Origin of the sequence: Aeromonas sp. S16(2024), from assembly GCF_041403065.1 — a bacterium.
Taxonomy (GTDB): domain Bacteria; phylum Pseudomonadota; class Gammaproteobacteria; order Enterobacterales; family Aeromonadaceae; genus Aeromonas.
Genome location: NZ_JBGLQX010000009.1, coordinates 62,990 through 75,927, shown reverse-complemented (window position 1 = coordinate 75,927; position 12,938 = coordinate 62,990). Strand labels below are relative to the sequence as shown.

The following is a 12,938-nucleotide window of genomic DNA, read 5'->3' as shown; positions in this document are numbered from 1 at the left end:
GAATCTTGCTGCATGTCTCTCCCCCCCAAGAACAGCGCCAAACAGCGTGAACACGACAGAGCCCGCATCCTTACCCTGCTGCTGGCCGACGATGCCCTCACCGACAGCCTGCTCGATCCCCAAGGGGTGCAGGACGCCGAGCTGCGGAATCAGACCAGCGAGTTGACGCGTCTGGTCAACAGCCTGCCGGCCGCCGACGTCGCCGATGCCCTGGAGTCTCTGCCGCCGGACGAGCGCCAGGTGCTGTGGCAGCAGGTTGACCCGGAGCGCCACGGCCAGATCCTGGTGGAGGCGTCGGAGACGGTGTGGGACAGCCTCATCAGCGGCATGAGCGACAAGGCGCTGCTGCACGCCCTGCGCACCCTGGACATCGACGATCAGATCTACCTCGGCCAATACCTGCCCCGCAATCTGATGGGTCGGCTGCTCACCTCCATGGCCCCCGACCAGCGCGACCGGGTGCGGGAGGTGATCCGCTACGGCAAGCACACTGTCGGCGCCATGATGGACTTCGAGCTGATCACGGTGCGGGCCGACATAAGCCTGGCGACGGTGCAGCGCTATCTGCGCCAGCTCGGCAAGATCCCCGCCAACACCGACAAGCTGTTCGTCACCGACAGGCGCAACCGGTTGCAGGGGGAGCTGCCCCTCACCACAGTGCTGCTGCACAAGCCGGATACCAGGGTGGAAGACGTGATGGAGAAGAACCCCGTCACCTTCGATCCGGAAGACAACGACGAGGCGGCGGCTCGTACCTTTGAGCGGGACGATCTCGTCTCCGCCGCCGTGGTGGATGGCAAGGGCAAGCTGATGGGACGGCTCACCGTCGCCGAAGTGGTGGACCTGGTCTATGAGGAGAGCGACACCGATCTGCGCCGCATGGGGGGGATCAGCGAGGAAGAAGACGTGTTCGCCCCTGTCGCCAAGGCGGTCAAGACCCGCTGGGCCTGGCTCGCCCTCAACCTCTGCACCGCCTTCGTGGCCTCCAGGGTCATAGGCCTGTTCGAGCACAGCATCTCGCAGCTGGTGGCGCTGGCGGCCCTGATGCCCATAGTCGCGGGGATTGGCGGCAACACAGGCAACCAGACCATCACCATGATAGTGCGGGCCCTGGCGCTGCAGCACATCCAGCCAGGCAACGTCTCCTTCCTGCTGTGGCGGGAGCTGGGAGTGGCTCTGATCAACGGCCTGGTGTGGGGCGGCACCATGGGGGTCGCTACCTACTTCCTCTATCAGGATGCGGCCCTGGGCGCCGTCATGACGCTCGCCATGGTGCTGAATCTGCTGGTGGCGGCCCTGATGGGGGTCATCATCCCCATGACCATGAGTCGGCTGGGGCGAGACCCGGCGGTGGGGGCCAGCGTGATGATCACCGCCATCACAGACACCGGCGGCTTCTTTATCTTCCTCGGTCTCGCGACCCTGTTCCTGCTCTAACTTCCGATGCTCGCCACCAGGATGCCCGGCAATCTGGTGGTTCCGACGCGCGCCATCCAGGATGCAGGTCTTTGTCCCACATAGGAATTCGGGGGGCGCCACCGCGACAAAAACGGGGATTCCCGCCTCCGGGCAAGGAATAGTCGTTGAAATGCCGACCCCACTCCTTATACTGGATCCACCTGTTTCCAGCGGTGGATCTGACACAATGGAATACAACACTTCAGAACTGTGCGACATCTATCAGGACATGGTGGATGTACTCGAACCCATGCTCTGCTCCTTCGGCGGCCGTGCCTCTTTCGGCGGCGTCATCACCACGGTCAAATGCTTCGAATCGAACGGTCTCATCCGTGAAGTCGTCAAAGAGAACGGCGTCGGCCGCGTGTTGCTGATCGACGGCGGCGGCTCCATGCGTCGGGCCCTGATCGACAGCGAGATCGCCACCACGGCGGCGGAAAACGAGTGGGAAGGCATCGTCTGCTACGGCTGCGTGCGCGAGGTCGACATCTTGGAAGATCTCGACATCGGCATCCAGGCCCTGGCCGCCATCCCGGTCGGTGCCGACCACAAGGATGTGGGAGAGACGGATCTGCCGGTCAACTTCGGCGGTGTCACCTTCCTGCCGGACGATCACCTCTACGCCGACACCACAGGGGTGATCCTCTCCCCCGATGCGCTCGACATCGAATAAGCAGACACAGACTGAAGATGGGAGCCTTGGCTCCCATTTTTTATGGCTGCAACTTGCTGAAAAACAGACAAAAAAAGAGGGCCAGTAAACAACTGGCCCCTTAACTGGAAGCAATGTGAGCAATGTCGTGCCTTCACAAGAAGTCCATCACGTTGGAACGAATGAAGTCTTTCCCGGAAAACAAGGTAACAATAATCATTCTCATTTAACTGTGCAAGCCTTATTTGTAAAAAGTGCAAAAAAATGACCACCGCGCGGGTGGTCAATCTCGTCAGGCTTGTCGTGTGGCCGTTTGCAGACTGGCCAGGCCGGCCTCCCCCACCAGCTTGCGGCTGAGATAGCGCAGCAGCACGCCGTAGAGTGGCACGAACAATCCCAGGCTTATCAGCAGCTTGAATACGTAATCCACGGTCGCGATCTCGACCCAGTGCTCGGCCATGAAGGGATCCGTGCTGCGCCAGAAGGCGATGCTGAAGAAGGCGATGGTATCCACCAGATTGCCGAACAGGGTCGAGGCGGCCGGTGCCACCCACCAGGCCCTTAGCAGCCGCAGGCGGTTGAACACCACCACGTCCATGAACTGGCCCACCAGATAGGCCATAAAGCTGGCCAGGGCGATGCGCGCCACGAAGAGATTGAACTCCGCCAGGTTGCCCATGCCCTGATAACTGCCCTCGAAGAAGAGCACGGAGAGCACATAGGAAACGGCCAGGGCCGGCAGCATCACGGTCTGGATGATCTTGCGGGCCAGTCCGGCGCCGAAGATCCGCACCGTCAGATCGGTGGCCAGGAAGATGAACGGGAAACTGAAGGCACCCCAGGTGGTGTGGAAGCCAAAGATGGTGATCGGCAGCTGCACCAGGTAGTTGCTGCTGGCGATGATCAGGATGTGGAACAAAGAGAGACGCACCAGCGCCGTCTGGTGCTGAGCAGGGGTCAGATTCATATTGTGACCTTTTTGGTTAATGGGGTTAGGGAACCCATACCGCCACCATGGCGATAATTGAGGGGCGAGATTATACGCCCCGACGCGGATAGTTCAATCCTTATGCTATGAGACGGCTGAGTGCTGACGGCCGAGCCAGAGCACCACCTCCCTGTCGTCCGGGTGCGCCGCCTCCAGCCAGCAGCCGCTGTGCTGCTCATACTCCAGCCGCAACCGGCTGCCTTCGAACTCCAGCAGCCAGCTGTGGCGATCCGCTCCCCACTCCCGCTCGAGCGGTATAAGCTCCCACCCCTCGACCAGCTCCTCGGCAAGAGCCGGGAAGTTGTCCCAGTCAAGGCCCGGGCAGGCCAGCAACACCACCCCTGCCTCCCGATCTGTCTGCATGACACGCCAGTTCATCTGTTGTTCCTCAACTGCTGCAAGAGAGCTCGCCACCGCAATACCACTGGGGCACCGGGGTCGCCAGATCCTCGTATTCCGGCTGCTCGTCAAAGGGGGGCTGCAGGGCGGCAAACAGCCGCTCGAACGGCGCCATGTTCCCCGTTTCGGCGGCGTCTATCGCCTGCTGGGCCAGGGCATTGCGCAGCACGTACTTGGGATTGACGGCATCCATCCGCGCCTTGCGCGCCCCATCCTGGCTACCCTCCCGAATGAGCCGCTGTCGATAGGCGTCGAGCCATCCCTGCCAGGGGGCGGGATCCGGCAGCAGCGCCAGCAGGGAGGCGGGCCACTCCCCCTGAGACGTCAGCTCACCCAGACGGCGCAGGAAGAGGTGATAGTCCACCCGATGCGCCGCCAGCAACTGGAACAGCTGGCGGAACAGGGCAGGGTCCTCATCCTCCCAGCTTTCCAGCCCCAGTTTTTCACGCATCAGCTCGGAGTAGTGCAGCATCAGCTGATGCTCGTACTGGGCCAGGGATGCCGCCAGGGCGTCGCCATCCACCTGATCCGCCAGCGCCTGAGCCAGCTTCTGCAAGTTCCAGTAGCCCACCGCCGGCTGCTGATCCAGGGCGTAGCGACCCCCCGGATCCGAGTGGTTGCAGACAAAGTCGGGCACATAGGCATCGATAAAGCCGTAGGGGCCGTAATCCAGGGTCAGTCCGAGCAGGGACATGTTGTCTGTGTTCATCACCCCGTGACAGAAGCCCGCCGCCTGCCACTTGGCGATGAGGCGCGCGGTGCGCCGCACCACCTCGGCGAACAGCTCGGCACCGCTTTCCAGTTCGGGGAAGTGGTGACGCAGCGCATAGTCGATAAGAGCCGGGATCTTCTCCCCCTGACCGCTCCAGGCGAAATACTCGAAGTGGCCGAAGCGCAGGTGGCTAGGCGCTGTGCGCAGCACTGTCGCCCCGCTCTCGACCTGCTCCCGGTAGACGGGTTCGTCACTGCCCACCAGCACCAGGGCCCGGGTGGTCGGGATGCCGAGGGCATGGAGCGCCTCTGAGGCGAGGTATTCGCGGATGCTGGAGCGCAGCACGGCGCGGCCGTCGCCGAAGCGGGAAAACGGCGTCTTGCCCGCCCCCTTCAGGTGCAGATCCCAGCGCTGGCCATCCGGCGCCAGCTGCTCCCCCAGCAGCAGGGCGCGGCCATCCCCCAGACGCGGGCTGTAGCCGCCAAACTGATGGCCCGCATAGACCTGGGCCACCGGCTGCATGCCCGGCAACGGCTGCCCCAGTCCGCAGCAGGCGAGCCAGTCTGCCTCGCTCACCTCACCGAGCCCCAGCTCCCGCAGCAGCCCCTGATTAAGGTGCAGCAGCCTGGGCTCACGCAGGGGCTGAGGGGCCACGGGCTCGCAGGCCCAGGGCAGTTCGGTGGCGAAAGTGTTGATCAACTTCATGGTGGCGTGATTCGTCCCTGCGTATGCTCGTGTCACTCTTTATACCGCCGTCTGCCCGCACAGGCTAACAGGCGATCGCGCTATTTCATTTCACGGAGAAAACAATGCAAAAATGGATATATGCCCTGCCGCTGCTGGCACTGGCCTGGGGACATCAGGTCAAGGCCGCCGACATCGACGCGGGCAAGGCCAAGGCGACTGTCTGCGCCGCCTGTCATGGGGTGGATGGCAAGGCGAGTGTCCCCGTCTATCCTCATCTGGCCGGACAGAACGCTGCCTATCTGCTGAAACAGATGAAAGCCTTCAAGGAGGGCAGCCGCACCGAGCCATTGATGGCACCCTTCATGGCGATGCTGACCGAGGCGGACATGGAGAACCTGGCGGCCTATTACGCCAGCCTGAAGTAGCCCGACGACGCCCTATCCCCGATGCGGTCGATTACGCTGCGCTAATCGACCCTACCGGCGGCAATACTCGATGATAAGGTCCATAAAGGCCTCACCGAAGCGTTCCAGCTTGCGGTGACCGACGCCGATGACCGTCAGCATCTCGGCATCGACCTCCACCCCTGTTGTGCTCCTAGCGCCGGCAATACTCGATGATAAGGTTCATAAAGGCCTCACCGAAGCGTTCCAGCTTGCGGTGACCGACACCGTTGATAGCCAGCATCTCGTCCTCGGTCATCGGCATCAGCTGGGCCATCTCCACCAAGGTAGCGTCGTTGAACACCACGTAGGGCGGCACCTCTTCATCCTCGGCAATCTGCTTGCGCAGACCGCGCAGCTCCTTGAACAACCGCTTATCGTAGTTGGCGTTGTCGAGCAGGCCGCTGCGCTTCTCCTTGCGGCTGGAGATGGGCTGCAGCCGCGGCACCGCCAGGGCCAGCGTCGTCTCGCCGCGCAGCACGGGGCGGGCCGCCTCGGTCAGCTGCAACACCAGGTTGCGGGTGATGTTCTGGGTCAGCAACCCCTTGTGGATCAGCTGGCGGATCACGCTCATCCAGTATTCGTGGCTCTGATCCTTGCCGATGCCGTAGGTCGACAGCTTGTCGTGGCCGTGATCCTTGATGCGCTGGTTGAGCGAGCCCCTGAGCACCTCCACCACATAACCCACCCCGAAGTTCTGCCCCACCCGCCAGACGCAGGAGAGCGCCTTCTGGGCATCTTCGGTGCCGTCATAGCTCTTGGGGGGATCCAGGCAGATGTCGCAGTTGCCGCACGGCTTGTCGTTGTACTCGCCAAAATAGTTGAGCAGCACCTGACGGCGGCAGGTCTGCGCCTCGGCGAAGGCCGCCATCACGTTGAGCTTGTACTGCTCCACCTGCAACTGCTGGGGGTTTTCTATGTTGTCGAGCAGGCGCCGCACCCGGCCTATGTCGGCGGGATCGTAGAGCAGCAGCGCCTCGGCGGGGGTGCCGTCACGGCCGGCTCGGCCGGTCTCCTGATAGTAGGATTCGATGTTCTTCGGGATGTCGTAGTGCACCACGAAACGCACGTTGGGCTTGTCGATGCCCATGCCAAACGCCACCGTCGCCACCACTATCTCGACGTCGTCCTTGAGGAAAGCATCCTGGGTGCGCAGCCGCTGATCCAGCGGCAGGCCCGCATGATAGGGCGATGCCTTGCAGCCGTGGCGGGAGAGCCGCTCTGCCACCTCCTCCACCCGGTTGCGGCTGGAGCAATAGACGATGCCGCAGTTGCCCTTCTGGCTCTGCACGTAGCGCAGCAGCTGCTCGGCCCCCTTGAACTTCTCCACCAGGCTGTAGCGGATGTTGGGCCTGTCGAAGCTGGCGGTGTGGATAAAGGGATCATTGAGTTCCAACCGGTGCAGCATGTCGCTGCGGGTCGCCTCGTCGGCGGTGGCGGTGAGCGCCACCACGGGCACCTGGGGGAACCACTGCTTGAGCCGCCCCAGCGCCGCGTATTCGGGCCGAAAATCGTGGCCCCACTGGGAGACGCAGTGGGCCTCGTCGATGGCGAACAGCCCGAGGGGCAGCTCTGCCAGCCGATCCAGAAACTCGTGCTGCAGCAGCCGTTCGGGGGAGACATAGACCAGCTTGATCTCGCCGCGACGCATGGCGGCAAAGTTCTGGATCATCTCCTCCCGGCTCAGGGCCGAGTTGATGTAGACAGCCGCCACGCCGTTGGCGCGCAGGCTGTCCACCTGATCCTTCATCAGCGAGATAAGGGGGGAGACCACCACCCCGAGACCGGGCCGCAGCAGGGCCGGGATCTGGTAACAGAGCGACTTGCCGCCACCGGTGGGCTTGAGCACCAGGGCATCGCGCCCCGCCACTATCTGTTCGATGATCTCGAGCTGGCCCGGCCGAAATTGCTGGTAGCCGAAGACCGCCTGCAGCAGGGCAAGGGGGGGATCGGGCAAGGTGTCGGCAATGGCGGTCATGGGCTCTCCTTTGGGGTCGCCATTCTAAAGCAGCCGCCGCCCACAATAAACCTGCCATTGCGACTGTTAAGGAAGTGTTGCAGACTGGCTGGAGTTTTTACTCGGCTTTGATGACAGGGATCGGTATCAGAGAATGAAACACATGCTGAAGAAAATGGCGCTCAGTGGCATTGCCAACCTGTTCGCCGAGAAGATGCCGTTCAACAAGCTCATCGGCATGCAGGTGACCCACTATGACTTCGAGAAGGTGGAGCTGCGCATCAAGATGGATGACAAGCTGATCGGCAACCCCTTTCACAACATACTGCACGGCGGCGTCACCGCCAGCCTGCTGGACGTGGCGGGCGGCATGATAGTCGCCGCCTCCTGCATCGACGAGCTGGAGGACTTCTCCCCCAGCTACCTCAAGGAGCGCTTCTCCCGCCTCGGCACCATAGACCTGAGGGTGGACTACCTGCGCCCCGGTCGCGGCAACGAGTTTATCGCCACCGCCCACATCATACGGGCGGGCAGCAAGGTGGCCGTTGCCCGCATGGAACTGCACAACGAAGAAGGGACTCATATCGCCTTTGGTACCGGCACCTACCTGGTCGGCTAATGGCCTTTATTGCATAAAAAGTGCGCTTCTAAGCTGATTTTAATCATTAGAATTGTTACCCCCTCCACCGGTCAGGGTCCATACTGGAAGTCGGGATTGTGTGCAGAGGGAGGATTGCAGACGATGAGCGCGATGCTGGCTACCCAACCATCCAGAGCCTTGTTGACACAGCTCGAGTCCATGCGCGAAGAAGTGCAGACGCCCGAGTGCCGTCACTGGTTGGAACAGGAGCTGAAGGGGTATTCTCTCTGTTCACCCCTGCCTTGGTATCGCATCATTGCCTGTCGGCAACGCGGTCACTTCCTGAATCTGAAGACGGGGAAATATCTGACTTGCCATATCGGCAGCCAAACGCTAAGCCAACGCGACCTGGCCCAAGTTCAGTTCATCTATGCCCGTGAACCCGCCGCCCATTATTTACTGCGTCATGATTCCCATATCGAGCCCTGGCCAGAACAGCTGCTGGAAGCGTATCGAGAGCAGCTGATCCCCGGTCATCTCTGCCTGCAGGCCTGGCACGAGCCCGTGTCTTCTCTGCGGTCACAACTGATGGAGGGAATAGCACATTTCATTAGTGAGTACCCCAAGCATGCGGCTCTGCAAACTCAGCACGGCTTCAAGGCATTGCGGCATCAACACTGGCATATCTGATCATGCGCCCAGGGCGCAAGGAGGGCACCATCGACAAGACCCACAACGAGATTGCCACAATCTAGAGTGCCGGAGTCAGGATCAGACTCCACCTGTAGGGCCACCGAGCGGTGGCCCTTTTAATGGGCGACATTCAGCACCAGACAATCGACCCCGTATGCCGCTCCTGCCCCGTCTGCCGAGAACGGCAAAGGTAAAATCCAAATGCGAAAAGGCCGCTCAATGAGCGGCCTTTTCTAATGTGGTCGGTGTGAGAGGATTCGAACCTCCGACCCCTTCGTCCCGAACGAAGTGCGCTACCAAGCTGCGCTACACACCGATGTCTGCGGGGCGAGAATTTACCGAAAGCCCCGACATGACACAAGCCTTTTTTTGCATCTGCCGTAAAAAAAGGGCTTTACGCTCAATAATCCAGCGTTTCATGGCGATACGGAGCGCCGGGCTCGTCCAGGTGCTAAGTTACGCCTTTGGCGGCAGCTGAAACTCGGCCGGTCCCAGCAGACGCCGACTCCAATCGGCAACGACCCCGTGCTCCAGCCAGTGAGCCGCATGCTGGCGCCAGTTGGGAGAGAGTGCCGGGTTGTCCAGCAGCAGTTGCAGGTCCCCTTCGTGGCGGGCCTGGTTGAACAGGATGTCGGCGGTGCGCTTCACCGTCAGCTCGGGATAGGGCCTGTCCATCAGCAGCAGTTCCTCCACCGGGGCCACGCGCCCCTCCTCCAGCACCCGCAGCAACCAGCCGCAGCGGCCGCTGAGCTGCATCACCTGGGAGAGGTGTGAGTAGCCAAAGCGTTGATTGAGCTTGAAGCAGGGAGATCTCGGCTGGCTGATCTGGATGAGCGCCTCGCCGAGGCGATAGACGTCGCCGATGCAGGCCTGCGCCTCGGTCAAGCCGAGACCGGAGAGGTTTTCGCCAAAGGCCGCCGGCTGCCAAGGGGTGCGGGGGGCAGGCAGGCCCAGCGCGGTTTGCCAGCTCTTCCACCAGGGGTAGTGATCCGCGGGATAGTAGTGCAGGGCGCGATCCGGGCCACCGTGATGGCGTTTGTCGCTCTGCTCATCGCCCTCCAGGCCCGAGAAGCTGCACCACAGGGGATGCCCTGCCTCATGCTTGTCGATGGCACTGACGAGTCCGGGGGTGAGTTCGGCATTCATCTCGGCGCTCTGGCCGATAAAGAGGGAGATCCGCATTCCATGCTCCTGACGGATGAGAGAATGCGGATCTTAGGGGCTGTTGAGCCGTCGGCGCAAGCCGCGTGACGGCCTCAACAGCCCCGGGGTCAGGCGACGGCCTGCATCTGGGTGGTCATGGCAATCTCGGCACGGCGGCGTTTCTCCGCCCTCGCCATCAGGTACCAGCTGCCGAAGGTGAACAGCGACACCGACAGCAGGATCAGGCTGGCCACCGCGTTGATCTCGGGTTTCACCCCGAGGCGCACCGCCGAGAACACCTCCATCGGCAGGGTAGTGGAACCCGGACCCGAGACGAAGCTCGCCAGCACCAGATCATCCAGCGACAGGGCGAACGACATCATGCCCCCCGCCGCCAGCGACGGGGCTATCATGGGAATGGTGATGAGGAAGAACACCTTCCAGGGTTTGGCGCCAAGATCCATGGCCGCCTCCTCGATGGAGAGATCCAGCTCCCGCAGCCGCGCCGACACCACGATCGCCACGTAGGCGGTACAGAAGGTGGTGTGGGCAATCCAGATGGTCAACATGCCCCGCTCGGCGGGCCAGCCCACCAGTTGGGCCATGGCCACGAACAGCAGCAGCAGCGACAGACCCGTTATCACCTCCGGCATCACCAGGGGCGCCGTCACCATGCCGCCAAACAGGGTGCGGCCACGGAAGTGCGGGATCCGGGTCAGCACGAAGGCGGCCACTGTCCCCAGCGCCACCGCGGCGATGGCGGTGTAGAGAGCGATCTCCAGGGAGCGGAACACTGAGCCAATCAACTGCTTGTTGTCGAGCAGGCCGAAGTACCACTTCAGGGACCAGCCGCCCCATACCGTCACCAGCTTGGAGGCGTTGAAGGAGTAGATGACCATGATGATCATGGGCAGGTAGATGAACAGCAGCCCCAGCCAGAGCATAAGCTTGGCAAAACCAAAGCGCCTCATACTTTCCCCTCCACTTCCTTCGCCTGGTGGTAGTTGAACAGGGATGGTACGGGGACAATCAACAGCGCCGTCTTCATACCTTACCCTCCAGCTCTTTGGCCTGGTTATGGTTGAACAGGGATGGCTCGGGGACAATCAACAGTCCAGTTTTCATACCTTGCCCTCCAGCTCTTTGGCCTGGTTGCGGTTGAACAGGATGATCGGAATGATCAGCACCGCCAGCATCACCACCGCCAGGGCGGACGCCACCGGCCAGTCGCGGTTGTTGAAGAACTCCTGCCACAGCACCTTGCCGATCATCAGGGTCTCGGGGCCGCCCAGCATCTCGGGGATGACGAACTCGCCCACCACGGGGATGAAGACCAGCATGCAACCGGCGATGATGCCGTTCTTGGAGAGGGGCACTGTGATCTGCCAGAACCGGGTCAGATTGCGGGCGCCGAGATCGGAGGCCGCCTCCAGCAGACTCTGGTCATGCTTGACCAGGTTGGCGTAGAGCGGCAGCACCATGAACGGCAGGTAGGAGTACACGATGCCGATATAGACCGCCAGGTTGGTGTTGAGGATCTGCAGCGGCTCGTCTATCACCCCTATCCCCAGCAGGAAACTGTTGAGCAGGCCGTTGTTGCTGAGGATGCCCATCCAGGCGTAGACCCGGATCAGGATCGCGGTCCAGGTCGGCATCATGATGAGCAACAGCAGAACGGTCTGGGTCTCCTTGTTGGCCCGCGCGATGGAGTAGGCCATGGGATAGCCGATCAACAGACACAGCAGGGTGCTGATGAAGGCCATCTTGAGGGAGCCCAGATAGGCCGCGATATAGAGCTCATCCTCCTGCAGCAGCAGGTAGTTGCCCATGTTGAGCAGAATGGTGAGCTGATTGTCTGCCCAGCTCACCACGTCGGTGTAGGGCGGTATCGCCACATCCGCTTCGGCGAAGCTGATCTTCACCACTATGACGAAGGGCAGCAGGAAGAACAGGAACAGCCAGAAGAAGGGGATGCCGATCACCAGCTGGCGCCCCCCCATCTGCTTGAGTCGTCTCAATGCCTTCATGATTGCAGCACCACGCCGCTGTCATCTTCCCAATAGAGGAACACCTGGTCATCCCAGGTTGGCCGCTTGCCGTGGCGTTCGGCATTGGCGATGAAAGCCTGAACGATTTTGCCCGAGGGCAGCTGGATGTGATAAACCGAGTGGCCGCCCAGATAGGCGATGTCATAGACCTCACCCTTGGTCCAGTTGAAGTCCGGATGCTCGATCTCCTCCGGCTTGTGCAGGCTCATCAGCAATTTTTCCGGCCGCAGGGCGTAGGTCACCTTCTTGTTCTCGGCGCGGGAGCTGATGCCGTGGCCCACGTAGATGGGCTGCTCCAGATCCGCGCAGGCGATGGTAGCGTGGTCCTGCTCATCTTCCACCAGCAGGCCGTCAAACAGGTTGACGTTGCCGATGAACTCGCACACCAGCCGGCTGGCCGGGGTCTCGTAGATGTCCATCGGGCTGCCGATCTGCTCGATGCAACCCAGGTGCATGATGGCGATCCGTTCCGCCATGGTCATGGCCTCTTCCTGATCGTGGGTCACCATGACGCAGGTTACGCCGACTCGCTCGATGATCTCCACCAGCTCCAGCTGCATCTTGGAGCGCAGCTTCTTGTCCAGCGCCCCCATGGGCTCATCGAGCAGCAGCAGCTTGGGGCGCTTGGCCAGCGACCGGGCCAGGGCAACCCGCTGGCGCTGACCACCGGAGAGCTGATGCGGCTTGCGACGGGCATACTGGGTCATCTGCACCAGCTTGAGCATCTCCTCCACCCGGGCGTCGACCTCTGCCTTGGGCAGGCCATCCTGCTTGAGGCCGAAGGCGATGTTCTGCGCCACCGTCATGTGAGGAAACAGGGCATAGGACTGGAACATCATGTTGATGGGACGCTCATAAGGCGGCATGTCGGTAATGTCGACCCCATCCAGGAACAGCCGCCCTTCGGTGGGGCGCTCGAACCCGGCCAGCATCCGCAGCAAGGTGGACTTGCCGGAGCCTGACCCACCCAGCAGGGCGAAGATCTCGCCCTTGTGGATGTTGAGAGACACGTTGTCGACCGCCAGCGTTTCGTCGAACTGCTTGCTTACCCTGTCTATTTTGACCAGCACTTCTTTACGCTGCTGGCTGCCCTCGAGGGCTTTCTTGTAGGCACTGGAGGCTATCGCCATTACCAAACTCCCAAAGGTGATACCGGCCGGGGCCGATCCATCAATACA

At 61.7% G+C, this 12,938-nt stretch carries 13 protein-coding genes and 1 tRNA gene; 5 read left to right on the top strand and 9 right to left on the bottom strand.

Translation table 11 applies throughout. The features are described 5' to 3' along the window. Positions 1-12: 12 nt before the first annotated feature. Complete coding sequence (gene mgtE, locus ACB030_RS08855) at positions 13-1,437, top strand: magnesium transporter (protein ID WP_371159141.1); 1,425 nt, start codon at positions 13-15, stop codon at positions 1,435-1,437. 208 nt (positions 1,438-1,645) lie between these two features. Further along, positions 1,646-2,131, top strand: a complete 486-nt coding sequence (gene rraA / locus ACB030_RS08850; RefSeq protein ID WP_005328442.1) for a ribonuclease E activity regulator RraA — start codon at positions 1,646-1,648, stop codon at positions 2,129-2,131. Positions 2,132-2,402: 271 nt separating this feature from the next. Here the strand turns inward: rraA and ACB030_RS08845 are convergent, their stop codons facing one another. The 3 genes from ACB030_RS08845 to ACB030_RS08835 all read right to left on the bottom strand — a co-directional run bounded on the left by ACB030_RS08845 (position 2,403) and on the right by ACB030_RS08835 (position 4,914). Then, positions 2,403-3,077, bottom strand: coding sequence for a 7-cyano-7-deazaguanine/7-aminomethyl-7-deazaguanine transporter (locus ACB030_RS08845; protein WP_247627556.1), 675 nt, complete (start codon positions 3,075-3,077; stop codon positions 2,403-2,405). A gap of 105 nt (positions 3,078-3,182) precedes the next feature. Then, a complete protein-coding gene (locus tag ACB030_RS08840) occupies positions 3,183-3,476 on the bottom strand; it encodes a DUF3630 family protein (RefSeq protein WP_371159138.1) in 294 nt (97 codons plus the stop codon). A gap of 10 nt (positions 3,477-3,486) precedes the next feature. After that, positions 3,487-4,914, bottom strand: coding sequence for a YdiU family protein (locus ACB030_RS08835; protein WP_371159136.1), 1,428 nt, complete (start codon positions 4,912-4,914; stop codon positions 3,487-3,489). A gap of 104 nt (positions 4,915-5,018) precedes the next feature. On the opposite strand from ACB030_RS08835, the gene ACB030_RS08830 reads away from it, so the two are divergent. After that, on the top strand, positions 5,019-5,321 hold the full coding sequence (locus tag ACB030_RS08830) for a cytochrome c (protein WP_371159134.1): 303 nt from the start codon (positions 5,019-5,021) through the stop codon (positions 5,319-5,321). 172 nt (positions 5,322-5,493) lie between these two features. On the opposite strand, the gene recQ is transcribed toward ACB030_RS08830, so the two are convergent. Then, entirely contained in the window at positions 5,494-7,317 is a 1,824-nt protein-coding gene (gene recQ / locus ACB030_RS08825; protein ID WP_371159132.1) for an ATP-dependent DNA helicase RecQ, read from the bottom strand. 133 nt (positions 7,318-7,450) lie between these two features. Between recQ and ACB030_RS08820 the strand changes: the two genes are divergently transcribed. Both ACB030_RS08820 and ACB030_RS08815 read left to right on the top strand, forming a co-directional pair. Then, complete coding sequence (locus ACB030_RS08820; RefSeq protein ID WP_371159130.1) at positions 7,451-7,915, top strand: thioesterase family protein; 465 nt, start codon at positions 7,451-7,453, stop codon at positions 7,913-7,915. Between the two features lie 123 nt (positions 7,916-8,038). Continuing rightward, the gene (locus ACB030_RS08815; RefSeq protein WP_163148366.1) at positions 8,039-8,566 is read left to right on the top strand and encodes a hypothetical protein; all 528 of its coding nucleotides are present in this window, start codon (positions 8,039-8,041) and stop codon (positions 8,564-8,566) included. A gap of 242 nt (positions 8,567-8,808) precedes the next feature. Here the strand turns inward: ACB030_RS08815 and ACB030_RS08810 are convergent. The 5 genes from ACB030_RS08810 to potA form a co-directional block, all read right to left on the bottom strand. Beyond that, a tRNA-Pro gene (locus ACB030_RS08810) sits at positions 8,809-8,885 on the bottom strand. Between the two features lie 140 nt (positions 8,886-9,025). After that, positions 9,026-9,751 carry an MOSC domain-containing protein gene (locus ACB030_RS08805; protein WP_371159128.1) on the bottom strand — a complete coding sequence of 242 codons (726 nt, stop codon included), beginning with the start codon at positions 9,749-9,751 and terminating at the stop codon, positions 9,026-9,028. An 89-nt stretch (positions 9,752-9,840) separates the two neighbouring features. Continuing rightward, complete coding sequence (locus ACB030_RS08800; RefSeq protein WP_371159126.1) at positions 9,841-10,683, bottom strand: ABC transporter permease subunit; 843 nt, start codon at positions 10,681-10,683, stop codon at positions 9,841-9,843. A 150-nt stretch (positions 10,684-10,833) separates the two neighbouring features. Continuing rightward, positions 10,834-11,739 (bottom strand): ABC transporter permease subunit, encoded by a 906-nt coding sequence (locus tag ACB030_RS08795; protein ID WP_371159124.1) that lies wholly within the window; start codon positions 11,737-11,739, stop codon positions 10,834-10,836. Beyond that, positions 11,736-12,890: a polyamine ABC transporter ATP-binding protein gene (gene potA / locus ACB030_RS08790; protein WP_005328474.1), complete on the bottom strand. Its 1,155-nt coding sequence runs from the start codon at positions 12,888-12,890 to the stop codon at positions 11,736-11,738. The genes ACB030_RS08795 and potA overlap by 4 nt, the downstream gene beginning before the upstream one ends. Between the last annotated feature and the right edge of the window lie 48 nt (positions 12,891-12,938).